Origin of the sequence: Microbacterium sp. PAMC21962, assembly GCF_019443465.1 — a bacterium.
In the GTDB taxonomy this organism is placed as follows: Bacteria; Actinomycetota; Actinomycetes; order Actinomycetales; family Microbacteriaceae; genus Microbacterium; species Microbacterium hominis.
The window spans coordinates 1,036,398-1,061,779 of sequence record NZ_CP080381.1 but is presented as its reverse complement, the minus strand read 5'-3'; the positions used below and the strand labels follow the sequence as shown (position 1 = coordinate 1,061,779).

Annotated in this window: 20 protein-coding genes and 1 tRNA gene; 17 read left to right on the top strand and 4 right to left on the bottom strand. The window is 72.6% G+C overall.

All coding sequences use genetic code 11. The features are described from left to right. The first annotated feature begins 69 nt into the window (after positions 1-69). Positions 70-3,696, top strand: coding sequence for a transcription-repair coupling factor (mfd, locus tag KY498_RS05245; RefSeq protein ID WP_191008343.1), 3,627 nt, complete (start codon positions 70-72; stop codon positions 3,694-3,696). An 11-nt stretch (positions 3,697-3,707) separates the two neighbouring features. On the opposite strand, the gene KY498_RS05240 is transcribed toward mfd, so the two are convergent. Both KY498_RS05240 and gdhA read right to left on the bottom strand, forming a co-directional pair. Beyond that, positions 3,708-5,063: a basic amino acid/polyamine antiporter gene (locus tag KY498_RS05240; protein WP_258186451.1), complete on the bottom strand. Its 1,356-nt coding sequence runs from the start codon at positions 5,061-5,063 to the stop codon at positions 3,708-3,710. A gap of 80 nt (positions 5,064-5,143) precedes the next feature. Continuing rightward, positions 5,144-6,502, bottom strand: a complete 1,359-nt coding sequence (gene gdhA / locus KY498_RS05235) for an NADP-specific glutamate dehydrogenase (protein ID WP_060959809.1) — start codon at positions 6,500-6,502, stop codon at positions 5,144-5,146. A gap of 116 nt (positions 6,503-6,618) precedes the next feature. Here gdhA and KY498_RS05230 point away from each other — a divergent pair, with 116 nt between their 5' ends. Further along, positions 6,619-7,218, top strand: a complete 600-nt coding sequence (locus tag KY498_RS05230) for a gamma carbonic anhydrase family protein (RefSeq protein ID WP_191008345.1) — start codon at positions 6,619-6,621, stop codon at positions 7,216-7,218. Between the two features lie 30 nt (positions 7,219-7,248). Here KY498_RS05230 and KY498_RS05225 read toward each other — a convergent pair whose 3' ends face one another. Beyond that, positions 7,249-9,921, bottom strand: coding sequence for a phosphoenolpyruvate carboxylase (locus tag KY498_RS05225; protein ID WP_061782183.1), 2,673 nt, complete (start codon positions 9,919-9,921; stop codon positions 7,249-7,251). 163 nt (positions 9,922-10,084) lie between these two features. Between KY498_RS05225 and KY498_RS05220 the strand changes: the two genes are divergently transcribed. The 13 genes from KY498_RS05220 (at position 10,085) to KY498_RS05160 (ending at position 21,803) form a co-directional block, all read left to right on the top strand. Beyond that, positions 10,085-11,236 (top strand): Na+/H+ antiporter NhaA, encoded by a 1,152-nt coding sequence (locus tag KY498_RS05220; protein WP_191008346.1) that lies wholly within the window; start codon positions 10,085-10,087, stop codon positions 11,234-11,236. Then, entirely contained in the window at positions 11,200-11,943 is a 744-nt protein-coding gene (locus KY498_RS05215; RefSeq protein WP_191008347.1) for a MazG family protein, read from the top strand. Before KY498_RS05220 ends, KY498_RS05215 begins: the two co-directional genes overlap by 37 nt. A 31-nt stretch (positions 11,944-11,974) precedes the next feature. Continuing rightward, positions 11,975-13,246: a histidine--tRNA ligase gene (gene hisS, locus KY498_RS05210; RefSeq protein ID WP_219879610.1), complete on the top strand. Its 1,272-nt coding sequence runs from the start codon at positions 11,975-11,977 to the stop codon at positions 13,244-13,246. Positions 13,247-13,347: 101 nt separating this feature from the next. Then, positions 13,348-14,133 carry an SGNH/GDSL hydrolase family protein gene (locus KY498_RS05205; protein ID WP_191009671.1) on the top strand — a complete coding sequence of 262 codons (786 nt, stop codon included), beginning with the start codon at positions 13,348-13,350 and terminating at the stop codon, positions 14,131-14,133. 67 nt (positions 14,134-14,200) lie between these two features. Further along, a complete protein-coding gene (locus KY498_RS05200; RefSeq protein WP_061782185.1) occupies positions 14,201-14,566 on the top strand; it encodes a GntR family transcriptional regulator in 366 nt (121 codons plus the stop codon). Beyond that, positions 14,563-15,567 carry a DUF1648 domain-containing protein gene (locus KY498_RS05195; RefSeq protein WP_191008349.1) on the top strand — a complete coding sequence of 335 codons (1,005 nt, stop codon included), beginning with the start codon at positions 14,563-14,565 and terminating at the stop codon, positions 15,565-15,567. Before KY498_RS05200 ends, KY498_RS05195 begins: the two co-directional genes overlap by 4 nt. Before the next feature lie 31 nt (positions 15,568-15,598). Next, complete coding sequence (locus KY498_RS05190) at positions 15,599-16,267, top strand: O-methyltransferase (protein WP_191008350.1); 669 nt, start codon at positions 15,599-15,601, stop codon at positions 16,265-16,267. Positions 16,268-16,376: 109 nt separating this feature from the next. Continuing rightward, the gene (eno, locus tag KY498_RS05185) at positions 16,377-17,657 is read left to right on the top strand and encodes a phosphopyruvate hydratase (protein WP_060959801.1); all 1,281 of its coding nucleotides are present in this window, start codon (positions 16,377-16,379) and stop codon (positions 17,655-17,657) included. A 64-nt stretch (positions 17,658-17,721) separates the two neighbouring features. After that, a complete protein-coding gene (locus KY498_RS05180) occupies positions 17,722-18,255 on the top strand; it encodes a septum formation initiator family protein (protein WP_060959800.1) in 534 nt (177 codons plus the stop codon). 85 nt (positions 18,256-18,340) lie between these two features. Continuing rightward, positions 18,341-18,811: a DUF501 domain-containing protein gene (locus KY498_RS05175; protein WP_082734169.1), complete on the top strand. Its 471-nt coding sequence runs from the start codon at positions 18,341-18,343 to the stop codon at positions 18,809-18,811. After that, positions 18,808-20,145, top strand: coding sequence for a S8 family serine peptidase (locus KY498_RS05170; RefSeq protein ID WP_191008351.1), 1,338 nt, complete (start codon positions 18,808-18,810; stop codon positions 20,143-20,145). Before KY498_RS05175 ends, KY498_RS05170 begins: the two co-directional genes overlap by 4 nt. 19 nt (positions 20,146-20,164) lie before the next feature. Further along, a complete protein-coding gene (locus KY498_RS05165) occupies positions 20,165-21,646 on the top strand; it encodes an NAD(P)/FAD-dependent oxidoreductase (RefSeq protein ID WP_101306025.1) in 1,482 nt (493 codons plus the stop codon). Between the two features lie 84 nt (positions 21,647-21,730). Next, positions 21,731-21,803 (top strand) — tRNA-Leu (locus KY498_RS05160). 14 nt (positions 21,804-21,817) lie between these two features. Here the strand turns inward: KY498_RS05160 and KY498_RS05155 are convergent. Then, positions 21,818-22,726, bottom strand: a complete 909-nt coding sequence (locus KY498_RS05155) for an alpha/beta hydrolase (protein WP_191008352.1) — start codon at positions 22,724-22,726, stop codon at positions 21,818-21,820. An 88-nt stretch (positions 22,727-22,814) separates the two neighbouring features. Between KY498_RS05155 and KY498_RS05150 the strand changes: the two genes are divergently transcribed. Next, positions 22,815-24,047 (top strand): alanine racemase, encoded by a 1,233-nt coding sequence (locus KY498_RS05150; protein ID WP_191008353.1) that lies wholly within the window; start codon positions 22,815-22,817, stop codon positions 24,045-24,047. Then, positions 24,044-25,357, top strand: coding sequence for a D-arabinono-1,4-lactone oxidase (locus KY498_RS05145; protein ID WP_101306028.1), 1,314 nt, complete (start codon positions 24,044-24,046; stop codon positions 25,355-25,357). The genes KY498_RS05150 and KY498_RS05145 overlap by 4 nt, the downstream gene beginning before the upstream one ends. Positions 25,358-25,382 lie beyond the last annotated feature (25 nt).

Sequence of the window (25,382 nt, the reverse complement as noted above, 5' to 3'; positions counted from 1 at the left end):
GCGTCGGAGCGGCGTCGCGGCGAGCGGCGCGCAGCGTCCGGTGTCGGCGGTGCGCCGTAGACTCTTCCGGTGACAGTTTCCGGGATCGTTCGCGCCCTCATCCAGGCGGACACGGTCCGCGAAGCCGTCGAGTCCGCGCTCGCCGACACCGACTTCTCGCTCGTCGCGGGACTCGACGCGCCCGTCCTCGCGGCACTCGTCGAGCGCCGCCGCCGCGCCGGACACCCGGCGGCCCTGCTCGCCGTGGCGCCGACCGGCCGGCGGGCCGAAGCGCTCGGCGCGGCGCTGTCGAGCGTCCTGCCGGATGCCGAGGTGCTGCACTTCCCCGCCTGGGAGACCCTGCCGCACGAACGGCTGAGCCCGTCGCCGGAGACCGTCGGGCGGCGTCTCGCCGTGCTGCGCGCCGTCGACCACTGGGACGGCTCCCACCCCCTCATCGTGACCGCGTCGGTGCGCAGCGCGCTACAGCCGATCGCGGCGGGGCTGACCGACGCCGGCGTGATCGAGCTGTCGGCAGGGGGTCGCGGCTACGACCTCGACGGCGTGACGCGCCGGCTCGTCGACCTCGCGTACCACCGGGTCGACATGGTGTCGCGGCGCGGCGAGTTCGCCGTGCGCGGCGGCATCCTCGACGTGTTCCCGCCCGCCGCCGATCACCCGTACCGCGTCGAGTTCTTCGGCGACGAGGTCGACCAGATCCGCGCGTTCTCGGTCGCCGATCAGCGCTCGTTGCCCGGCGAGGTGGCGGCCGTCACCCTGCTGCCCAGCCGTGAGCTGCTGCTGACGCCGGCCGTGCGCGAGCGGGCAGCGGGTCTTCGCGACCGGTTCCCGGGCCTGCGCGGCATGCTCGAGAAGATGAGCGAAGGCATCCCGGTCGAAGGGATGGAATCGCTCCTTCCGGCCCTCGCGGACGCCGTCGTGCCGCTCGTGGACTATCTCCCCGCCGCGACGGCGGTGGCCCTGGTCGATCCCGAGCGCGCGGTGGGTCGGGCGATGACGCTGGGGGAGACCAACCGCGAGTTCCTCGAGGCGGCCTGGAGCGCCGCCGTCGCCGGCGCCGACACCCCGATCGATCTCGGCTCGGGTGACTTCCTCGCCCTGCCTGAGCTGCGCGCGGCGACCTCGGCGCGCGGCGGTGTGTGGTGGACGCTGAGCGGGTTCGACTCGGGCGACGCCGACGCGGCGGCCGACCTCGCGGGCATGGACGGCGGGCACCGGGCCGATGTCGTGCGCGTCCCCGCCTCCGCGGTGCCGTCGTTCCAGGGCAACGTCGACGGCGCCACGGCGCACGTGGGCGACCTGCTCGCCGACGGCTGGCGCGTCGTGATCGCGGCCTCCGGCGCCGGGCTCGTCGACCGTGCGCGCGACGTGCTGGCCGAGCGCGGCATCGCGGCGCGCACGGTCGACGCGCTGGCCGAAGCCCCCGAGCCGGGCGTGGCCGTCGCCGTGCTCGGGGCGCTGGAGAGCGGATTCGAGCAGCCCGACGCCCGACTGGCGGTGCTCACCGAGGCGGAGTTCTACGGGCGCACCATCGGTGCCGACAGCCGCGTCGTCAAGAAGCTCGCATCGCGGCGCCGCAACGTCGTCGACCCGCTGCAGCTGAAGGCGGGCGACATCGTCGTGCACGCCACCCACGGCATCGGCCGCTTCGTCGAGCTCGTGCAGCGCGAGGTGTCCAGCGGCGGCCGCAACGCCGTGAAGACGACGCGCGAGTACCTCGTGCTCGAGTACGCGCCCTCCAAGCGCGGTCATCCCGGCGACAAGCTCTTCGTCCCCACCGACCAGCTCGACCTGCTCAGCAAGTACGTCGGCGGCGAGGCGCCCACGCTGTCGAAGATGGGCGGCAGCGACTGGGCTGCCGCGAAGGGCAAGGCGCGCAAGGCCGTCCGCGACATCGCCGTGGAGCTCGTCAAGCTGTACTCCGCCCGGATGGCGGCCAAGGGCTACGCGTTCGGTCCCGACACGCCCTGGCAGCGCGAGCTGGAGGAGGCGTTCCCCTTCGCCGAGACCCCCGATCAGCTGCAGACGATCGAGGAGATCAAGGCCGACATGGAGCGGCCGATCCCGATGGACCGCCTGCTGTCCGGCGATGTCGGCTTCGGCAAGACCGAGGTCGCGGTCCGCGCGGCGTTCAAGGCCATCCAGGACGGCAAGCAGGTCGCGATGCTCGTGCCGACGACGCTGCTGGTGAAGCAGCACCTCGACACGTTCACCGAGCGGTTCGCGGGCTTCCCCGTGAAGGTGCGGGCGCTGTCGCGCTTCCAGACCGACAAGGAGGCGCGCGAGATCCACGCAGGGCTCACCGAGGGCAGCATCGACATGGTCATCGGCACCCACCGCATCCTCACCGAGAAGGTCGTCTTCAAAGACCTCGGCCTCATGATCATCGACGAGGAGCAGCGCTTCGGCGTCGAGCACAAGGATGCGCTGAAGAAGCTCAAGACCAACGTCGACATCCTGGCGATGAGCGCGACGCCGATTCCGCGGACGCTCGAGATGGCGGTGACCGGCATCCGCGAGATGTCGACGCTGCAGACCCCGCCGGAGGACCGGCATCCGATCCTGTCCTACGTCGGTCCGCGCAGCGACAAGCAGATCGCCGCCGCGATCCGTCGCGAGCTCCTGCGCGAAGGCCAGGTCTTCTACGTGCACAACCGCGTGCAGTCGATCCAGCGGGTCGCCGCCCACCTCGCCGAGCTCGTGCCGGAGGCGCGCATCGCGGTCGCCCACGGGCAGATGGGTGAGCACGCCCTGGAGGAGGTCGTCGACGGCTTCTGGGAGCGCCGGTTCGACGTGCTCGTGTCGACGACCATCATCGAGACCGGTCTGGACATCTCCAACGCGAACACGATCGTCATCGACCGCGCCGACAAGTACGGCCTCAGTCAGCTGCATCAGCTGCGCGGACGCGTCGGTCGCGGACGCGAGCGCGCCTACGCCTACTTCCTCTACGACGAGATGAAGCCTCTCTCGGAGACCGCGGCCGATCGGCTCGAGACCATCGCGGTGAACAACGATCTCGGCAGCGGCATGCAGGTCGCCCTCAAGGACCTGGAGCTGCGCGGCGCGGGCAATCTCCTCGGCGCCGAGCAGGCCGGCCACATCGCCGGCGTCGGCTTCGACCTGTACCTGCGCATGATCGGCGAGGCCGTCGCGACGTTCCGCGGCGACGACGTGGAGGGGCCGACCGAGCTGCGCCTGGAGCTTCCCATCGACGCCCGACTGCCGGAGAGCTACATCGACAGCGAGCGTCTGCGCCTGGAGGCCTACCAGAAGCTCTCGGCCGCCGCCTCGCCCGACGCCCGTACGCGCGGCGGGGATGCCGGAGCCTCCAGCGACCCCATCGATCTCGTGATCGAGGAGCTCACCGACCGCTACGGCACGCCGCCGCGCGAGGTCGACGGTCTCGTCGCGATCGCCCGGCTGCGCCGCCGTGCCGCCGTCGCGGGCCTCAGCGACGTCGTCGCGATGGGGCCGAACCTGCGGGTCGTGCCGGCGCCGGCATCCGACTCGCTGCGGGTGCGGCTGCAGCGCCTCTACCCGAAGTCGAAGGTCCTCGCCGGCGGCGAGGCGATGGTCGTGCCGCTGCCGACGGCGGCGGGGGAGCCGCTGGCCGACGGTGATCTGATCGCCTGGGTCGGCCAGCTCATCGATCAGCTCTACCCGCTGCCGGTCGCCGAGGCCGTCGAGGCCTGAGCCCGGGGCGCTCAGATCTCGATCGCCCCCACGGCCAGCAGGACGGCCGCCGCGAGAGCCGCGGCGACGGCGACGGCGAAGACGACCCACTCGCCGCGCTGGAAGACGCGGTCGCCGCGACGGCGCCGCGCGAGGGCGAACAGCAGCGTGCCGGGCACGAGGACCAGCATCGCGAGCAGCAGGTACTGGCCTCCGGCGGCGGCGAGCAGGAACAGGGTGTAGGCGGTGGCGCAGGCGGCCACGAGGAGGGCGCCGGCCACCGCGCGCGAGCCGTCGGAGCGGGCATCGGCGAGAGCCACACGCAGCCCGTACCCCGCCGTGAGGACGTAGGGGATGAGCGCGAACGCGCTGGTCAGGCTGAGCGCGACGTCGAACGCGTTCGTGGAGAAGAGCACCACGATCAGCAGTGCCTGCACGAGCAGCGTCGACATCGTGAGGGCTCCGACGGGCACGTCACGGGCGTTGGTGCGGGCGAACACCGGGGGCAGGTCGCCGTCGCGCGCCGCGACCAGCAGCACCTCCGCCGCCATCAGCGTCCACGACAGGTACGCCCCGAGCACCGCCACGATGAGCGCCACGCCGACGAAGCCCGCACCCCACGGTCCGACGACCTCGGCGAGCACCCCGGCCATCGACGGCTGGGCCAGCTGCGCGATGCGCTCGCGCGGGAGGATGCCGAAGGACACGATCGTCACCGACAGGAAGATCGCGAGCACGCTGAGGAATCCGAGCACGGTCGCGCGCCCGATGTCGCGGCGGCGGCGTGCGTGCCGCGAGTACGCGCTCGCGCCCTCGACGCCGATGAAGGCGAACACCGTGACGAGCAGGGTGCCGCGCACCTGATCGTAGAGCGGGACGTCGCCGGGGCCGGACAGGTTCGCGGCGAACACCGCCGGATCGAACGCGAACAGACACAGGAACACGAACACCACGATCGGCAGCACCTTCGCGACGCTGACGATGCGGTTGACCGCGGCCGCCTCACGCGTACCGCGACGCACGAGCAGGAAGAAGGTCCACAATCCCGCGGACGACACCGCGACGGCCACGGGCGTGTCGCCCCCGGCGACGGCGGGCAGCACCGCGCCCACCGTCGACATGATGAACACCCAGTAGAAGACGTTTCCCGCGCAGGCGCTCGCCCAGTAGCCGAACGCGGACAGGAAGCCGAGGTAGCGGCCGAACCCGGCCCGCGCGTACGAGTACACGCCGGCATCCAACTCCGGCCGGCGCGCGGCCAGCCGCTGGAAGACGAGCGCCAGCATGAGCATGCCGGTGCCCGCCACCGCCCACGCGACGAGGGAGCCCACCACCCCCGTCTGCGCCGCGAAGGTGCCCGGCAGCGAGAAGACCCCGGCGCCGACCATCGAGCCGACGACGAACGTCGACAGGGTCAGCGTCGAGACGGTGGCGGGGGCGGGGGCGCCGGCTCCGGAGGACACGGCCGTCAGATCACTCCCTGCGCCAGCATCGCCTGGGCGACGCGTTCGAACCCGGCGATGTTGGCGCCCGCGACGTAGTCCCCGTCGCGCCCGTGCCGCTCGGCGGCGTCGAACGCGGCGCGGTGGATGTCGCGGACGATGGCGCGGAGCTTCCGCTCACTGTCCTCGAAGCTCCAGCGCTGTCGTGCGGCGTTCTGGCTCATCTCGAGCGCCGAGGTCGCGACACCCCCGGCGTTGGCCGCCTTGCCCGGGCCGAAGAGCACACCGGCCGACTGGAAGGCGGCGACGGCCGCGGGGGTGCAGGGCATGTTCGCGCCCTCCGACACGGCGCCGACGCCGTTTCCCAGCAGCGCCCGCGCGTCCGTCTCGTCGAGCTCGTTCTGCGTCGCGGCGGGGATCGCGATGTCGACGGCGACCTCCCACGGGCGGGCGCCCTCGACGAAGCGCGCGGAGGCGCGGCGGTCGGCGTACGTCGAGATCCGTGCCCGCTCGACCTCCTTCACCTGACGGAGCAGGCCCACGTCGATGCCCTCGTCGTCGACGACATACCCCGACGAGTCGGACGCCGTCACCGGAATCGCCCCGAGCTGATGCGCCTTCTCGATCGCATAGATCGCGACGTTGCCCGAGCCGGAGACACCGACCCGGCGACCCGACATCGACCGTCCGCGCACCGCGAGCATCTCCTCCGCGAAGAAGACGGCGCCGTAGCCGGTGGCCTCCGTGCGCACCTCCGCCCCGCCCCACTGCACGCCCTTGCCGGTGAACATGCCCGACTCGTGACGGTTGGTGATCTTGCGGTACTGCCCGAACAGGTAGCCGATCTCGCGGCCCCCGACGCCGATGTCGCCGGCGGGGACGTCGGTGTGCTCGCCGAGATGCCGGTACAACTCGTTCATGAAGGCCTGGCAGAACCGCATGATCTCGGCATCCGAGCGCCCGCGGGGATCGAAGTCGCTGCCGCCCTTGGCGCCGCCGATGCCCTGACCGGTGAGCGCGTTCTTGAAGATCTGCTCGAAGCCGAGGAACTTGACGATCGACAGGTTCACGCTCGGGTGGAACCGCAGGCCGCCCTTGTAGGGGCCCAGCACCGAGGAGAACTGCACGCGGAAGCCGCGATTCACGCGGACTCGCCCCTGGTCGTCGACCCAGGGCACACGGAACATGATCTGTCGCTCCGGCTCGACCATGCGCTCGAGGACTCCGGCCGCGGCGAACTCCGGGCGGCTCTCGATGACCGGCGCGATCGAGTTCACGACCTCGTGCACGGCCTGCTGGAACTCGGGCTCGTTCGGGTTGCGGTCGACCACGGCGTCGAAGACGGCGGCGACGGAAGAGGGCAGGGAGGTGAGGGTTTCTGTCACGGTGGAGCTTTCCGGCCGCAGTCCCGGGTGGTTCGGCCTGTCCCACCCTAATGGGGCTCCGACAGAGCCTCGACGGCTCGGCGGCGGCGCCCTAGGGTGAGGTCGGGAGGTCGATCATGCAGTTCGAACACCTCGGGGCCCGGCCCCGCATCCACCCCGACGCCGTGGTCGCCCCGACGGCGGTGATCTCGGGGGACGTGGAGATCGGCGCGGGATGCCAGATCCTCCACGGCGCCGTGCTGACCGCCGAGGGCGGCCCGATCACGCTCGGCACGCACGTGATCGTCATGGAGAACGCGCTGATCCGCGCCAGCGCAGTGCACCCCGTCCACATCGGCTCCCACGTCCTGGTCGGGCCGACCGCCAGCATCTCGGGGGCGACCGTGGGCGACGAGGTGTTCCTCGCCACCGGCACGCGCGTGTTCAACGGCGCGCGCATCGGCGACCGGTCGGAGGTGCGCATCGGCGCCATCGTGCACGTGCGCACCGCGCTGCCCCCGGAGTCGGTCGTGCCGATCGGGTGGGTGGCGGTGGGCGATCCCGCACGGGTGCTGTCGCCCGACCGTCACGAGGAGATCTGGGCCCTGCAGAAGGAGCTGGACTTCCCCGGCTTCGTCTTCGGCCTGGACCGCGACACGCCCGATCTGATGATCCAGCTCACCGAGCGCTACGGCGCAGCGCTCGCGCGCCACGCCGACGACCGCCGCGCGGACTGAGCCCGCGCGGCGTCGCGGGCGCGGGGCGGCTCACCCCGTGTTCTGCAGTCCGGCCGAGACGCCGGAGACGCTGAGCAGCAGCAGTCGCTGCCACTGCGGCAGATCCGCCTCGTCGTGCTCGCCGGTGCGCAGCGTGCGCAGGGCGCGCAACTGCAGCAGCGAGAGCGCGTCGACGTACGGGCTGCGCATCTTGACGGCCCGCTGCAGCACCGGCTTGTTGGCGAGCAGCTCGTCCCCGCCGACGATGCGGACCACCCAGTCGCCGGTCAGCTGCAGCTCGTCGACGACGAGGGCGGCGAGGTCGGGACGGTCGCCCAGGTCGAGGTAGCGGCGGGCGATGCGCCCGTCGGCCTTCGCGAGGCTCATGCCGACGTTGTCGATGACGGTGCGCAGCAGCGGCCACTCCGCGTAGGCGCGGCGCAGGAGCTCGACGTCGCCGACGGCTTCGAGCGCGGAGCCCAGGCCGAACCACCCGGCGAGGTTGATGCGCGCCTGCGACCAGGCGAACACCCACGGGATCGCGCGGAGGTCTTCGAGCGACTCGACGGACAGGCCGCGCCGGGCGGGGCGGGAGCCCAGTGCGAGCAGCCCGATCTCCTCCATCGGCGTCACCGTCGCGAACCAGGAGGCGAAGCCGTCGGCCTTCACCAGCGAGAAGAACCGCTCGCGCGATGCGGCATCCATCGTCGCCGCGACCTCGGCGTAGCGCTCGGCGGCGGCGCTGTTGCGCTTCTCGATCGACGGCGCCGAGGCGAGGAGCACGGCGGCCGCGACCTGATCGATGTGGCGCATCGCGATGTTCGTGTCGCCGTAGCGGGCGAAGATCACCTCGCCCTGCTCGGTGAGCTTGAACCGGCCGTCGACCGAGTGCGGGGGCTGGGCGAGGATCGCCGAGTTCGCCGGTCCGCCGCCGCGTCCGAGCGCGCCGCCGCGCCCGTGGAAGAGCGTGAGGTGGATGCCGGTCTGCTTCGCCCACGCGGCGATCTTGGCCTGGGCCTCGTACAGGGCGAGGTTGGCCGCGACCGGGCCGACGTCCTTGGACGAGTCGGAGTAGCCGAGCATGACCTCCAGGCGGCGGCCGGTCGCCTCCAGCCGCGCCGCGAACTGCGGGTGCTCCACGATCTCGGCCATGATGCCGGGGGCGGCCTGCAGGTCGGCGAACGTCTCGAAGAGGGGGATCACGTCCAGCACCGGCGGCGTGCCCCCCGGGCCGACCGCGAGGCGGGCCAGCTCGTGGACGGCGGCGAGGTCGCCGGCGGACTGCGTGAACGACACGATGTAGCGCCCCGCGGCGCGCGGCCCGTACCGGTGCTGGATCTGCGCGATCGTGCGGAACACCTCGAGCACCTCTTCGGCCTGGGTGCTCAGCGGCTCGCCGCCGGCGGCCTCGGCGAGCACCTTGGCGTGGACGGCGGAGTGCTGGCGCACCTCGAGCTCGGCCAGGTGGAATCCGAACGTCTCCACCTGCCACAGCAGCTGCTGCAGGTGGCCGTAGGCCTGCCGGGGTGCGCCGGCCTCGACGAGGGACTGCTGCACGATCCGCAGGTCGCGCAGGAGCACCTCGGGGTCGCGGTAGGCGAGATCGGCGTCGCGCCCGCGGGTCGCCGTGATCCGGCGGGCGATGAGCAGCATCGCACGCTTGTGCGGCTCGACGGCGGCGCGCTTGGCGGCATCCGCGGCGCCGTCCTCGTCGGCGTCGGCGAGGCGCTGCAGGAGTGCGAGGAGCTCGTCGCTGGGCGGTGTCGTGTCGGCGGAGAGGGTGAGGGTCTTCGCGATGCGATCGGCCGAGCGCTCCAGGCCGAGCAGGATGTGCTCGGCGCCGATCGCGGCCGCCTTCTTCGTCACCGCCGCGGTGACGAAGGGGTTGCCGTCGCGGTCGCCGCCGACCCAGGTGCCCAGGCGCACGAAGGGACGCACGACCGGCGCGCGTCCGCCGGCGGCGGGCCCCTGCAGCGCGTCGTCGACGCGGCGGTAGACGTGCGGGACGGCGGTGTAGAGCGTCTCGTCGAAGACGGCCATGATGGCGCGGACCTCGTCGACGGGCGTCGGCTTCTCGGCGCGCAGCGGCGCGGTGCGCCAGAGCGTGTCGATCTCCTCGAGCATGCGGCGTTCGGCCCGACGCTCGTCGGCGCCGCCGTTCAGCGAGGCGTCGTGCTCGGTCAGCAGCGTGACGAGACGGCGGATGCTGGTGGACACGGCGCGCCGACGCGCCTCCGTGGGGTGCGCCGTGAACACGGGGTGGAAGCGCATGTCCTGCAGGCGCTGCAGCGCGGTGTCGTCGCCGACCTCGGCGGCGAGGCGCACGAAGGCGGCGGCGACGGAGTCGGCGGCATCCTCCTTCTCCGGACGGCCGTCGCGTTCGCGCAGCACGCGCACCCGCTGGTGCTCCTCCGCGAGGTTGACGAGGTGGAAGTAGACCGTGAAGGCGCGCGCGACCTCGTCGGCGCGCTCGACGGAGAAGGACTCCGCGATCGTCGCGGCCCGCTCGAACGCCTCCGGCGACTCGTCGGTGTAGGCGGCGATGGTCGCGAGCCGCAGGCGCTCGACGTCGTCGTACAGGCCGGGGGAGCCGCTCTCGCGCAGGACGCGACCGAGCAGCGCACCGAGCATGCGCACGTCGGCGCGCAGGCGCTCGGGCAGTTCGTTCTCGGCCTCGTCGCGGCCGACGAGGTCGATCGCTTCGGTTCGGGTGAGTTCGCGCATGACACCACGCTAATGGCACGGTGTTTCACCTTTGTCACGGGGTATGATTCAGCCTGGTGTGAAACCGTGCAGAGTCCTGGGCTGAGACCCGTTCGGAGTCCGCATTCCGGTGTGCCGGGAAGTCTGGTCGGCGATTCCCGTCCGTCGACCCCTCGGAGTGCCCATGTCCCTGCTGCGATCCGCGCGTTTCCCCGCCGTTCTGCTGCTCCTCGCCGCCGCCGCCGGCCTCGTGCTGGCCAACTCGCCGCTGCGCGATGCCGCGTTCGCCGTGGCCGATGCGCACCTGGGCATCCCCGGCGTCGTGGACCTCTCGGTGCGTCACTGGATCTCGGACGGTCTGCTCGCCGTGTTCTTCTTCGTCGCGGCGGTGGAGCTGCAGTTCGAGCTCACGAGCGGGCAGCTCGCCTCCGCGCGGCGCGCCGTGCTGCCGGCGATCGCCGCGGCCGGCGGCGTGCTGGTGCCGGTCGCGCTCTACCTGGCGATCGCCGGGACGCCGGCGACATCGGCCGGGTGGCCCATCCCGACGGCCACCGACATCGCGTTCGCGCTGGGTGTGCTCGCCGTCTTCGGCCGCGGCCTTCCGCCCGCGGTACGGGTCTTCCTCCTGGCGCTGGCGATCCTCGACGACATCGTCGGCATCGTGTTCATCGCCGTGCTGTTCACCTCCGACGTCGACACCGCCATGCTGCTGCTCGCGGTCGTGCTCGTCGTCGTGTTCGCCGTCTGCAGCCGACTCCTCGACACCCGGGCGCGGCCGATCGCGATCGCGGGTCTCGCCGTGTCGGCGCTCGGCACGTGGTACGCCGTGCACGAGTCCGGCGTCCACGCCACGATCGCCGGCGTCGTGCTGGGACTCGTGATGGCGCAGCAGCCGGCGATGCGCACGCGCCACGCGATCGAGCCGTGGGTCAACGGCCTGATCCTCCCGCTGTTCGCCCTGTGCGCCGCGCTCGTGACCATCCCCGCAGTGTCGGCGGGGGAGCTCTCGCCGGCGTTCTGGGGCGTGCTCGTCGCGCTGCCCCTCGGCAAGATCATCGGCATCGGCCTCGCCGGCGGCCTCGCGCAGCGGATCCTGCGCGTCGCTCCCTCGGAGCGGCTGGCCGCGGGAGACCTGCTCGCCGCGGGCGCGCTGGGCGGCATCGGGTTCACCGTGTCGCTGCTGCTGAGCGAGCTGGCGTTCGCCGGTGACCCCGGCATCCGCGATCAGGCGACCCTCGGCGTGCTGGCGGGCTCCGCGATCTCGCTCGTCGCGGCCGGGATCCTCGTATCGTGGCGGGCATGGCATCACCGACGCCGGGTCCCGGCGACTTCCTGACACCTTCGGCATCGCCGGCGTCGTCCCCGGCGTCGTCCACTCCGTCGGGCGATGCGCTCCGCCGCGCCGCCGACGTGATGCGCGCCGTCCGCGAGCGGTGCGTGTGGTCGCGGCAGATCACCCACGACGACCTCGTGCCCTACCTCGTCGAGGAGTCGGCCGAGCTGATCGACGCGGTCGAGGCCGGCACGCGCGCCGACCTGCGCGAGGAGCTCGGCGATCTGCTCTGGCAGGTGCTGTTCCACGCCGCCGTCGCCGCCGAAGACCCGGACGATCCGTTCGACATCGACGACGTCGCCGACGCCCTCGCGGAGAAGATGGTGCGCCGCCACCCCCACGTCTTCGGGGATGCCGTGGCCACCACGCCCGAGGAGGTGCTCGTGCACTGGAACGCCGCGAAGGCCGCCGAGAAGCGCGACCGGCGGTCGGTGCTCGACGGCGTCTCGGCGCACATGCCCTCCCTCGCGCTGGCCCAGAAGGTCCTCGGTCGCGCCGCTGCGCTCCCCGGTGCGCCGGCCGCACCGCTCGCGGACGGGGTGGCGCCCAGCAGCGAGGAGGAGCTCGGGGCGACGCTGCTGGGGCTCGTCGCGCTCGCGCGGGAACGGGGCTGGGACGCCGAGCGAGCGTTGCGCGGCGCCGTCCGCACGTTGGAGGGCGGCATCCGACAGGTCGAGGCGCGGGGCGCCGGAGCCGACCTGGAAGAATGATCCCGTGGCATCCGTGAACCCGCCGCGCGGCATGCGCGACTTCCTCCCCGCCGACAAGGCCCGTCGCGAGCGCGTGCTCGCCGTCATCCGCGAGCGCTACCGTGCGCACGGGTTCGACGAGATCGAGACCCCCGTCATGGAGGACTACGACCGCCTGCACGCGGGCATCGGCGGCGACAACGAGAAGCTCGCCTTCAACGTCCTCAAGCGGGGGCTGGATGCCGACGCCGTCCGCGCCGGCGCCGACGACGCGGCCGCCCTCAGCGACCTGGGCCTGCGCTACGACCTGACGGTGCCCCTCGCGCGCTTCTATGCGACCCATCGCGCGGAGCTGCCGGCGGTCTTCCGCTCGATCCAGATGGCACCGGTGTGGCGCGCCGAGCGTCCCCAGAAGGGGCGCTACCGCCAGTTCGTGCAGTGCGACATCGACATCATCGGCGACGCGACCGGGCGCGCCGAGGCCGAGCTGCTGGTCGCGAGCCTCGACACCCTCGACGCTCTCGGGCTGGTCGGCGGCAGCATCCGCATCAACGACCGCCGCGTCCTCGACTGGATGCTCGGCAGCTTCGGCTTCGCCGACGCCGAGCGTGCCGGCGTGCTGATCACGATCGACAAGCTCGACAAGATCGGCCCCGACGGTGTCGCCGCCGAGCTGCGCGGACGGGGCGTGACCGCAGCGGCCGTCGATGCGTTCGAGGCCTTCCTGCGCCGGCCGCAGACGCGCGAGTTCCGGCCGTACGGGGAGGGGCAGATCCGCGGGGCCCTTCCGGACGGGGCACCGGACGACGTGGTCGCCGATCTCGTGGCGATCGGCTCCGCGGTGTCGGCCGCACGGGGGCTCGCCGGCGAGGGCGGGGCGGACGCCCCACTGGTGTTCGACCCGTTCCTCGTGCGCGGCATGGGGTACTACACCGGCACGATCTTCGAGCTCGCCCACCCGAGCGTCGACTACTCCCTGGGCGGCGGCGGTCGCTACGACGGGATGATCGGGCGATTCCTCGGCCAGCAGGTGCCCGCGGTCGGCTTCTCCATCGGCTTCGAACGCATCGTCGATCTGTTGGAGGCGTCCGACGAGGGCGGCGCGACCGCGGTCGTCCTCGTGCACGACCGCGACGTGCCGGTGGAGGAGCTGGTCGCACTCAAGTCCGCACTCGTGGCGGAGGGGGCGCGGGTGCGTCTCGAGCAGCGCACGAAGAACCTCAAGGCGCTGCTGGAGCGGGCCGCCGCCGACGGCTACACCTCCTTCGCGACCGTCGCGGCGGGGCAGAAGGCCGCGGCGCTCGAGGTCAAGCCGCTGAGCTGATCGCGCGCCGCGCCGACACCGACCGTTCACCTGGCCGGGGTGGAATCGGCGACGTGAACACCCGACCGGGCCGGAGCGGCGCGCCGCGACGCCGTGTGGCGATGCGCGCCGCCGCGGTCGCCGTGGTCGTCTCGGCAGCGGCGGCGACCCTGATCACGCGGAGCGTGCTGACCCGGCAGGCGGCCATCGCGCGCCGCCGCATCGGCAAGCCGCTCGGCGAGATCGCTCTGGATGCCGATCGGCTCTGGCGCTCGAAGTTGCCGGGGGAGCCGATCGAGCTGGTGGTCGTCGGCGACTCGATGGCTGCCGGGCTCGGGGCCGACCGCGCCAAAGACGTGCTCGGCGCGCGGCTGGCCAAAGGCATCGCCGCGTTCCTCCGACGCCCTGTGCAGCTGCGCACGGTCGCGACGGTCGGCGCGCAGTCGCAGGACCTCGCGCGCCAGCTCGACCGTCTCCCGGGCGGCTACCGGCCGGATGCCGCGGTCATCATCGTCGGGGGCAACGACGTGACCCACCGCACGCCGGTGTCGGGGGCGGCCGCCGATCTCGAGGAGGCGGTGCGGCGCCTGCGGGCGACGGGCGCCGCCGTCGTCGTCGGCACCTGTCCCGACCTGGGGGCGCTGCGTCCGGTGCCTCAGCCGCTGCGCGCTCTGGGGGCGCAGGCCTCGCGTCAGCTCGCCCACGCGCAGGCGGCCGCGGCCCGCCGCGCCGGCGCCCGCGTCGTCTCGTTGCGCCGCACCGTGGGCCCGATGTTCGTCGAGCACCCGGACGACATGTTCAGCCTGGACCGCTTCCACCCGAGCGCCCTGGGCTATCGGCGCACGGCGGACGCGCTCGTGCCCGAGATCGTCGCCGCGCTCGCCGAGGGGGCGTTGGCTCGGGGGTGAGACCGCGGCGGTCGCCGCGCGGACCTCCCAACTGTTCTAGTTGTCATAGAATGGATGCGGAGGCTGCATGCTGATCCGCACCGATCCGACGAGCGATGTGCCGCTGTTCGCGCAGATCGCGGCATCCGTCCGCGCGGACGCCCTCGCCCGCCGTCTCCGCCCGGGGGACCGCCTGCCCTCGGCGCGCGAGGTCGCCGCCGCGCTCGACGTGAACCTGCACACCGTGCTGCACGCCTATCAGCAGCTGCGCGACGAGGGTCTCGTCTCGATGCACCGCGGTCGCGGCGCCGTCGTCACGGCCGCGGCGGATCGCCTGGCCGAGCTCCAGCCCGACATCACCGACCTCGTCGCGCGCGCCCGCTCCCGCGGACTGTCGCCGCAGGCGCTGGCCGCGCTCATCCACCACACATCCGATCCGGAGGAGTCTCCATGACCACCCCGCGGCCGCGCGCCGTCTCCCGCTTCCTCGTCGTCGCCGTCGCGATCCCCGTCGTCGCCACCCTCGTCGCCGTGCTGCTGCAGCTGGGGGCCCGCGCCTCCCTGCCCGACCCGATCGCCATCCACTGGGGCGTCGACGGAGGGCCGGACGGCTACGGCCCCCTCGCGGTGGCGGTGCTGTCCACCGCGGCGATCGGGCTCGGGGTGCCCCTGCTGATCGCGGCCTCCGCGCTCAACGGGCTGCGCCGCGGCGACCGCGGCCCCGCCTACCGGATGATGGGCGCCCTCGCCGGGGCGACGTCCGTGTTCACCGCGGTCCTGACCACGTCGTCGGTGCTGATGCAGCGGGGCGTCGCGGAGGCCGCGGCCGGGCCGTCCGTCCTCCCCTGGCTGCTGGTCGCGGCCGTCGTCGCCGTCCCGGTCGGCGTCCTCGCCTGGTTCCTCCAGCCCGACGAGCGCGTCGTGTCGACTCCGACGACCGCGGCGATCTCCCCGCCCCTGTCGAGCGGGGAGCGCGCCGTCTGGCTGCGCAGCGTCCGTCTCGCGCGGGGCGGTCTCATCGTGCTCGGTGCGGCCCTGGGGCTGCTGGTCGTCGTCACGATCCTCACCGTGGCCGTCAGCGGCAGCGCGGTGGCCGCGACGATCCTCATCGTGCTGATCGCTCTGATGGCCGCGGTCATCGCCGCGACCGCGGTCTTCCACGTGCGCGTCGATGCGACGGGCTTGACCGTCAACTCCGCGACCGGCTTCCCGCGGATCCACCTCCCGCTCGCCGAGATCGACCGCGTGGAGGTGGTCGAGGTCAGCCCCATGGGGGAGTTCGGCGGCTGGGGGCTGCGCTGGGCCCCGGGCGGCGGCTTCGGCGTCGTGCTGCGCACCGGACCCGGAATACGCGTCACGCGCCGCGACCGGCGGGTGTTCACGGTCACCGTCGACGACGCCGGCACCGGCGCGGCGCTGCTCGCCGCCGAGGCGGAGCGCGCCGCGGGGCGTTGACCCGGCCGCGCCGAGGCGGTTGGGTGGAGCCATGACCGAGCTCTCCCTCGCGGCCGCGCATGAGGTCGACCGCTACCTCGTCGACACGCTCGTCGACGCCGACGACAGCCTCGACGCGGCCGTGCAGGCCCAGCGCGCCGCCGACATGCCGGCGATCGAAGTGGCGCCCACGGGCGGCAAGCTGCTGTGGCTGCTCGCACGCCTCAGCGGAGCGCGCCGTGTGCTCGAGATCGGGACGCTCGGCGGGTACTCGACCATCTGGCTGGCGCGCGGCATCCCCGACGACGGCCGGGTCGTGACGATCGAGGCCGAACCCCGCCACGCCGAGGTCGCACGGCGCAGCATCGATCGCGCCGGGGTGGGGGAGCGCGTCGACATCCGCGTCGGTCGCGGAGCCGACGTGCTGCCGACGCTGGAGGATCAGGCTCCCTTCGACCTCGTCTTCATCGACGCCGACAAGGAGTCCAACACCGTCTACCTCGACTGGGCCGCGCGCCTGGGCCGGCCGGGGACGCTCATCGTGGTCGACAACGTGGTGCGGGCGGGACGGGTGGCGGATGCCGAGGATCCCAGCCCTCAGGTGCGGGGCGTCCGGGCGGGGCTGCAGATGCTCCGCGACGACCCGCGCTTCACGGCCACGGCCCTGCAGACGCTGGACGCGAAGGGCTGGGACGGGATCGCGCTCGCGCTGGTCGTTTGATCCGGTGCCGCGCATGTGGCCCCGCCATCCAGGTCACTAGACTCAAGGACGGAGCCGAGACACACCCGTGACGCTCCAAGGTTCACCCTCCACAAGCAAGGAGTCCCCTGTGGCACTGATCGAGGCTGTAGGCGCACGCGAGATCCTGGATTCGCGTGGCAACCCGACCGTCGAGGTGGAGGTGCTGCTCGACGACGGCATCGTCCAGCGCGCGGCCGTCCCGTCGGGCGCATCCACCGGCGCCTTCGAGGCGTACGAGCTGCGCGACGGCGACAAGAGCCGCTACGGCGGAAAGGGCGTGCTGAAGGCCGTCAACGCCGTCATCGACGAGCTCGGCCCCGCGATCGAGGGCGTGGAGGCGAGCGAGCAGCGCGTCATCGACGAGATCCTCATCGCCACCGACGGCACCGAGAACAAGTCGCGCTGCGGCGCGAACGCCATCCTCGGCGTGTCGCTGGCCGTCGCGAAGGCGGCCGCCGACGCGGCCGACCTGCCGCTGTTCCGTTACCTGGGCGGCCCGAACGCGCACGTGCTGCCCGTTCCGCTGTTCAACGTCATCAACGGTGGCGAGCACGCCGACAACGGCATCGACTTCCAGGAGTACTTCCTCGCCCCCATCGGTGCGGAGACCTACGGCGAGTCCCTGCGCTGGGGCACGGAGGTCTACCACGTCCTCAAGGGCGAGCTGAAGGCCGCCGGCTACAACACCGGTCTCGGCGACGAGGGCGGCTTCGCCCCCGACCTGCCCAGCAACCGCGAGGGCCTCGACTTCCTCATCAAGGCGATCGAGAAGGCCGGCTTCACCCCCGGCAAGGACGTCGCCGTGGGTCTGGACGTCGCCGCGACCGAGTTCTACAAGGACGGCGTGTACACCGTCGAGGGCAAGGCGTGGTCGGCCGAGAAGCTGACCGACTACTTCGCCGACCTCGTCGCGAACTACCCCGTCGTCACGATCGAGGACGCCCTCGCCGAGGACGACTGGGACGCCTGGAAGCACCTCACCGACGCGATCGGCTCGAAGGTCCAGCTCGTCGGCGACGACCTGTTCGTCACCAACCCGGTGCGCCTGCAGAAGGGCATCGACCTCGGCGTCGCGAACGCCCTGCTCGTCAAGGTGAACCAGATCGGGACGCTCTCGGAGACGCTCGACGCGATCTCGCTGGCCACCCAGAACGGGTACCGCTCGATGCTGTCGCACCGCTCCGGCGAGACCGAGGACACGACCATCGCCGACCTCGCCGTCGCGGTGAACGCGGGTCAGATCAAGACCGGTGCGCCCGCCCGCAGCGAGCGCGTCGCGAAGTACAACCAGCTGCTGCGCATCGAGGAGGAGCTCGGCGACGCCGCGGTCTTCGCCGGCCGCGCGGCGTTTCCCCGCTTCAAGGGCTGAGGATTCGCTGAACCGATCGGGGCGGCGTACGGCGGGCGCGTGAGCGCCACGTAGGCTGGACCCCATGACGAGAGAGGGAGCCGTGCGCGACGCGCCGGCTCCCTCTTCCCGTCCCGGACGGCGCCCCGCGACGCCCGACGGGACGCGGGGGCGCGTCGACGTGCGGGCCTGGGCCGGCGGCATCCGTTTCTCGGCCTTCACGGTCATCATGCTGGGACTCGTCGTCCTCGCGGTGTTCACGCTCGTGCCCACGGTCGGCACCTATCTGGGCCAGCGCCAGCAGATCGCCGCGCTCACGCACTCCGTCCAGGTCACGGAGGCCGACGTCGCGGCGCTGCAGCAGCAGAAGGACCGCTGGAACGACCCCGCCTACGTCACGTCGCAGGCGCGCGAGCGGCTGTACTACGTGCGCCCCGGCGAGGTGGTCTACCTCGTCGACAACGACCTGCCCGCCACGGCGATCCCGCAGGAGCAGTCCGCGGTGAGCGCGCAGGTGCAGGAGACGCGCACCGACTGGATGGCGCAGCTCGTGCGCTCGATCGCGGGCGCCGGACTCGCCCAGACGGCGACCGTGACGCCGACCGATCCCGCCGGCTGATCAGCGGTCGGTCAGCGCGCCCCGGTACCCTGGACGGGTGTCGCACCCCGCCCTGACTCCTGCCTCCGACGCCGACCTCGAGGTCATGCGCGCCCAGCTGGGGCGGCCGATGCGCGGTGTCGTCGGCATCGCCGCGCGGTGCGTGTGCGGCAATCCCACCGTCGTCGCCACCGAGCCGCGCCTTCCCGACGGCACACCGTTCCCCACGTTCTACTACCTGACGCACCCGGGCGCGACGGCGGCCATGTCGGCGCTCGAGGCGACCCAGGTCATGCCGGAGCTGGCCGCCGTGCTCGAGACCGACCCCGACGTCGCCGCCGCCTACGCGGCCGCCCACGCCGCATATCTCGCCGACCGCGCCGTCTACGGCGAGGTCCCCGAGATCGCGGGCATCTCGGCGGGCGGGATGCCGACACGCGTGAAGTGCCTGCACGCCCTGGCGGGTCATGCGCTGGCCGCGGGGCCGGGCGTCAACCCGATCGGCGACCTCGCCCTCGCCCGCGGTGACTGGTCGCCCACGCGGTGCACGTGCGTCGTGCCGCGGAGCGCCCCGTGACGCGCGGCGCACATCGGGCGCTGGGCGTGGCCGCGGCGTTCGCACTCGTCGTGCTGATCGACGGGGCCGCCGCCGGTGCGGCGACCCCGGCCACGGCCGCCGCCGTGGTCGGGACCCCGGCGGCCGCCTCGGTGTCGACACCGGCCGTCACCGACCCGGCACGCGCCGCGGAGTACTGGCTGGACGAGTACGGCATCCGCTCCGCCTGGCAGACCACCCGCGGCAAGGGCACGACGATCGCCGTGATCGACACCGGCATCGGGCGGTCGCCCGTCGAGTTCTCCGGCGCCGTGGTCGGCGGCGCGGACTTCTCGGGAGCGGGTTCCTCGGACGGTCGCACCCCCGTCGGCGCCGTCGATGCGAACCACGGCAGCTGGGTGGCCTCGCTCGCCGCGGCGCGGGGGACCGGCGCCGACACCGGCATGATCGGCGTGGCTCCCGAGGCGGACCTGCTGTCCCTGTCGATCGGGTTCGGTGCGGCATCCTCCGTGCCGTTCGTCCAGCAGGTGGCCGACGCGATGGTGTGGGCCGTCGACCACGGGGCCGACATCATCAACCTGTCGTTCACGACGAACACGCTCACCTGGGACACCTCCTGGGACGACGCCTTCCAGTACGCCTTCGACCACGACGTCGTCGTCGTGGTCGCGGCGGGCAACAAGGGCAGCGGCACGGAGGAGGTCGGGGCCCCCGCCACCATCCCCGGAGTGCTGACCGTCGGCGGCGTCAACCGCGCCGGCGTCGCGAGCGAGCGCGCCTCGACCCAGGGGATCACGATCGGCATCTCGGCGCCGAGCGAGCAGCTCCTCGGCGTCTCCGCCGACGGGCAGCTGGTCGTCTGGGACGGCACGAGCGGTGCCGCGCCCATCGTGGCGGGGATCGCCGCGCTCGTCCGCTCGGCGCACCCCGAGCTGAACGCCGACAACGTCATCAACCGCATCATCAAGACCGCACGTCCCGCGGCCGGGTCGACCAAGGTCCCCGACGAGAAGTACGGCTACGGACTCATCGACGCCAACGCGGCCGTCGGTGCGTCGGTCGCCGAGGTCGACGCCAACCCCATGGGGAGCCTCGCGGAGTGGGTGCGGCTCTACCGCCGCGCCGACGCCGGGCCCCAGCCCACCCCCACCTCGACGCCGGTCGTCATCGAACCGCTCCCGCAGGCGGAGACGCTCGAGCGTCGCTCGCCGCTGCTGCCCAGCGCCGACACCCTGCGCTACGGGACGGTGCCGCTCGTCGGGGTCACCCTGACGGCTATACTGGTCGCGCTCGGTGTCACTGCTGCTGCCCGGCGCATCAGATCGGAGCGCGCACCTCGTACTCCGAGCCGTTGATTCAAGGAGTACTTCCCCTGTGACCCACGCAGAGACCAGCACGGCCGCCACGTCCTCACACGGGGCCGTTCCCAAGATCCTCATCGTCGGCGGCGGCTACGCCGGCTTCTACACCGCCTGGAAGCTCGAGAAGCACCTGCGCAAGGGCGAGGCGGAGGTCACGGTCGTCGACCCGCTGCCGTACATGACGTACCAGCCGTTCCTCCCCGAGGTGGCCGCCGGTGAGATCGAGGCCCGTCACGTCATCGTGGGGCTGCGCCGTCACCTGAAGAAGACGCGCATCGTCACCGCGAAGGTCACCGGCATCGACCACGCCACCCGCACGGCGACCATCACGCCCGCCGAGGGCGAGCCGTGGCAGGAGAGCTACGACCAGATCGTCGTGACCGCGGGTGCCGTCTCGCGCACCTTCCCGATCCCCGGCATCGCCGAGAACGCGATCGGCCTGAAGACGATCGAGGAGGCCGTCGCCGTCCGCGACCGCATCCTCACCAACTTCGACCGCGCCGCGAACCTGCCCGCGGGCCCCGAGCGCGACCGCCTGCTGACCGTCGTCGTCGTCGGCGGCGGCTTCGCCGGCATCGAGGTGTTCGCCGAGACCCGTGCGCTGGCGTCCTCGCTGCTCAAGGACTACCCGCAGCTGCGCTTCGAGGACACCCACTTCCACCTCATCGAGGCGATGGGTCGCATCATGCCCGAGGTGTCGCTCAAGACGAGCGAGTGGGTGCTCAAGGACCTCGCCAAGCGCGGTGCGAACGTCCACCTCGACACGCAGGTGACCGGCGCCGTCGACGGCAACGTCGAGCTCTCCACAGGTGAGACCATCCCGACGGACCTGATCATTTGGACGGCCGGCGTCATGGCGAACCCCACGGTGGTGCGCGGCAGCGACCTGCCGGTGGAGGAGCGCGGCCGCATCCGCACGCGCGCCGACCTGCGCGTGGGCACCCCGGAAGAGATCGTCGAGGGCGCGTGGGCCGCCGGAGACGTGTCGGCCGTCCCCGACCTGACCGGCAAGGGCGTCGGCGGCTACTGCGTGCCGAACGCCCAGCACGCCGTGCGTCAGGCGAAGTTGCTCGCGAAGAACCTCGTCGCCGTCCTGCGCGACGAGGTGCCGCGCGAGTACATCCACCACAACCTGGGCGCCGTCGCCGGCCTCGGCCTCTACAACGGCGTGTTCCAGTCGGGCAACCTCGCCCTCAAGGGCTTCATCGCCTGGTGCGCCCACCGCGGCTACCACGGTCTCGCGATGCCGTCGTGGGAGCGCAAGTGGCGTGTGATCGGCGACTGGTGGCACAACTTCTGGCTGCGTCGCGACAACGTCTCGCTGCAGACCGTGCAGAACCCGCGCTACGTCTTCGAGGAGTTCGCCTCCCGGCCGCGGCCGGCCGCGCCGGCCGCTGCTCCCGCCGCACCCGCGATCGACCCCAAGTCGGTCGCCGCGGAGAAGAGTGCCGCCGCGGAGCCCAAGGTCGAGGAGAAGGCTTCCGCCGCCAGCTGAGGCATCCGTTTCGCACGCACCGGACCCCCACCCGCCCCGCGGTGTGGGGGTCCGGTGCGTGCGGCGTCGCTACGCTGGGAGCGGGCCCCCGTAGCCCAACGGCAGAGGCAGGCGACTTAAAATCGCTTCAGTGTGGGTTCGAGTCCCACCGGGGGTACGGGACGGAGACGATCAGCCGGCGACGCCGCGCGGATCGTTCACGAAACGGCCGATGAGCTCGTACGCCTCGCGCGCCTCGCGGGTCCAGTGCGCCCCCGGATAGACGTGGAAGCCGTCGTCGGCCACGACGATGCGCGCGGGCGACCCCGCAGACCGCGCCTTCGCGACGAACGCGACGGCATCGTCGTGGAACACGTCGTTGGCGCCCTGGAAGACGATCGTCGGGGCCAGCCCCGCAAGGGTGTCGTCGATCGGGCTGATCGAGGGATCCCGGAGGTCGCGCCTGCCGGCCCACGCTCCGGCCGCAGCGCGCAGACCGGTGCAGCGCAGAGTGGGGTCGCGCCGTTCCCGCTGCCAGGCTGCGGCCGTGCGCATGGTCGGGTCGACCCACGGCGCCAACAGGATCAGTCCGTCGAGCGGATGCCGGCGGGTGTCGCGGACGCGCAGAGCCAACGTCGTCGCGACGTTGCCCCCGGCGGAGTCGCCCGCCACGAAGATCGCCCTGGTGGTGGGGCGGTGCGCCACCTCGTCGTAGACCGCGTCGATGAACGCCTCCGCCTCGTCGACGGTGTGCTCCGGCGTGAGCGGATACGGAGCGATCGTGAGGGCGGCGCGCGTGGCCGTCATGATGCGCTGGACGATCCACCAGTGCTCGCGGACCATCGGGCTCACGAACCCGCCGCCGGGCAGGTAGATCAGTTCGCGTCCGACGACGTGATCGTGCGGCTGCCAGCGCAGCACCGTCGAACCCGCGACCGTGCTCTCCGTCAGACGCCCGAACGCGCCGGCATCCCGCGGCGGAGGGGCAAAGGTGCGCTGCGGATCGACCCGGGACAGATACTCTGCACCGGAGAGGTCACGACGCGTCCGCCCGGACGTGAGCCACAGCGCGCCGACGGTGAGCTTCATGAGCAGGGTCACGCGTCGAGACTAACGTCCGGGTTCCGCTGTAGATGACACCGCGTGTCATCTAGGCTGGTGCCCTCACGCGCGAAGGAGCCCCGATCAGATGAGCCTCGACCTCCTGAGCCTGCGCCCGCAGTCCGACGATGCGCGGCGCGATCCGTCGGCCTCCTGGGCGGCACGCTCCGCGGCGATCGCGGAGCTGTCCGGGCCCGTGGCGACGATCGACCTCGACGCGTTGCGCTTCAACGCGATGGACCTCGTCGTGCGCTCCGGAGGGGTTCCCATCCGCGTGGCGAGCAAGTCGATCCGCGTGCGCGAGGTGCTCGACGCGACGCTCGCGATCGCGGGCTTCCGCGGCATCCTCGCGTTCACCCTGCCGGAAGCGCTCTGGCTCGCCCGCGACCACGACGACGTGGTGCTCGGGTACCCGACCGTCGACCGGGCCGCGCTGGCCGCGCTCGTGCACGACGAGGAGGCGGCCGCCCGCATCACGCTGATGGTCGACGACCTCGCGCAACTCGACGTGGTGGATGCCGTGGCCTCGCCCGCCTCCCGCGCGACGCTCCGCGTCGCGATCGACGCGGACGCCTCCTGGCGGTCTCCGATGCTCGGACACATCGGTGTGCGACGCTCGCCCGTGCACGAGCCCGCCGAGGTCACCCGTCTCGCACGCGCGATCACGCGCCGACCCGGCTTCCGCCTCGTCGGGCTGATGATGTACGAGGCCCAGATCGCCGGACAGCCCGACGCGACCGGCTCGGGCGACGCCGTCATCAGATGGATGCAGGGCCGATCGCGCAGCGAGCTCGTCGACCGTCGCGGGGCCATCGTCGCCGCACTGCGGGAGATCGCACCGCTCGAGTTCGTCAACGGCGGCGGCACGGGCTCGCTCGAGTCGACCTCGGCCGACCTCGCGGTCACCGAGACGACGGCCGGCAGCGGCCTGCTCGCCGGGCACCTCTTCGACGGATACCGCGCGTTCGACCCGGCGCCCGCGGCGGCGTTCGCCCTCGAGGTGGTCCGAAAGCCCACCGCGGACATCGCCGTCGTGCTCGGCGGCGGGTGGATCGCGTCGGGACCGCCCGTGGCCTCGCGTCAGCCCCTCCCGGTGTGGCCGCCGGGCCTCAAGACCCTCGCGCGCGAGGGCGCCGGGGAGGTGCAGACCCCGTTGCAGGGCGATGCCGCCCGCGGCCTGGCGGTGGGGGATCGCGTGTGGTTCCGACACGCCAAGAGCGGCGAGCTCGCCGAGCGCGTCGACCGCTATCACTTCACCCTCGGAGATCGCCTCGTGGGCGAAGCGCCGACGTACCGCGGCGAAGGGAAGAGCTTCCTGTGACACGACCGGGCGGCACATGGCAGAACTGGGCGCGCACCGAACGGGTCCGTCCGCAGCTGGTCGAGTACCCGACGACCGTGGAGGCCGTCCGACGCTCGGTACGCTCGGCCGCCGCCCGCGGACGAGCCGTGAAGGCGGTGGGCGCGGGACACAGCTTCACCGGCATCGCCGTCGCGCCGGGAACCCTGCTGGAGCTCACGGAGCTCTCGGGCCTGGTCTCCGTCGACCGCGACCGGGGGAGGGCCCGGCTCCTCGCCGGCACACGGCTGCACCGGATCCCCGCCCTTCTCGCGCCCTACGGACTCGCGATGGCCAACCTGGGCGACATCGACCGGCAGTCCATCGCGGGAGCCGTCTCGACCGGCACCCACGGGACGGGTCTGGGCTTCGGCGGGCTCGCGACCCAGGTGGTGGCCGCGACGCTCGTCACCGCCGACGGCGAGCTGCTCACCGTCGACGAGGACCACGAGCCCGAGCTGCTGCCCGCCGTCGCCCTCGGTCTGGGTGCCCTCGGCATCCTCGTCGACGTCACACTGCAGTGCGTGCCCGCCTTCGGCCTGCACGCCGAGGAGCGCCCCGAGGACCTCGACGCGGTGCTCGGCGCGCTGGATGCGCGGATGCGCGACGCCGACCATTTCGAGTTCTACTGGTTCCCGCACACCGACGTCGCCCTCACCAAGACGAACACCCGGCTCGCCGCCGATGCTCCCACCGCGCCGCTGTCGATCGTGTCGCGGGTGATCGACGACGTGGTCGTCGGCAACGGCGTGCACCAGCTGGCCTGCTCCGTCGGTCGGACGGTCCCGGCCCTCGTCCCCGGCATCAATCGGCTGTCGGCACGGGTGTGGGGAGACCGCGAGTTCTCCGACGCCTCGCACCGCGTGTTCGCGACGAGCCGCGGGGTGCGCTTCCGCGAGATGGAGTACGCGGTGCCGATCGAGCACCTGGGCTCGGCCGTCCGCGCCGTACGCGCGCTCGTCGACGCGCGCGGGTGGCGGGTGGAGTTCCCGATCGAGGTGCGGGTCGCCGCCGGCGACGACCGCTGGCTGTCGACGGCCCACGGCCGCGACAGCGGGTACATCGCGGTCCATCGATACTGGCGGGCCGATCATCGCGCCTACTTCGAGGCGGTCGAGCAGATCATGCTCGATCACGACGGACGTCCGCACTGGGGGAAGCTCCACACCCTGGATGCGGCGACCCTACGGAGCCGCTACCCCCGCTTCGACGACTTCGTCGCCCTGCGCGAGCGACTCGATCCCGGGCGCATGTTCCGCAACCCCTACCTGGACCGGATCCTCGGCGCCTGATCGCGTCCACCCGCGCGCGCCGCGC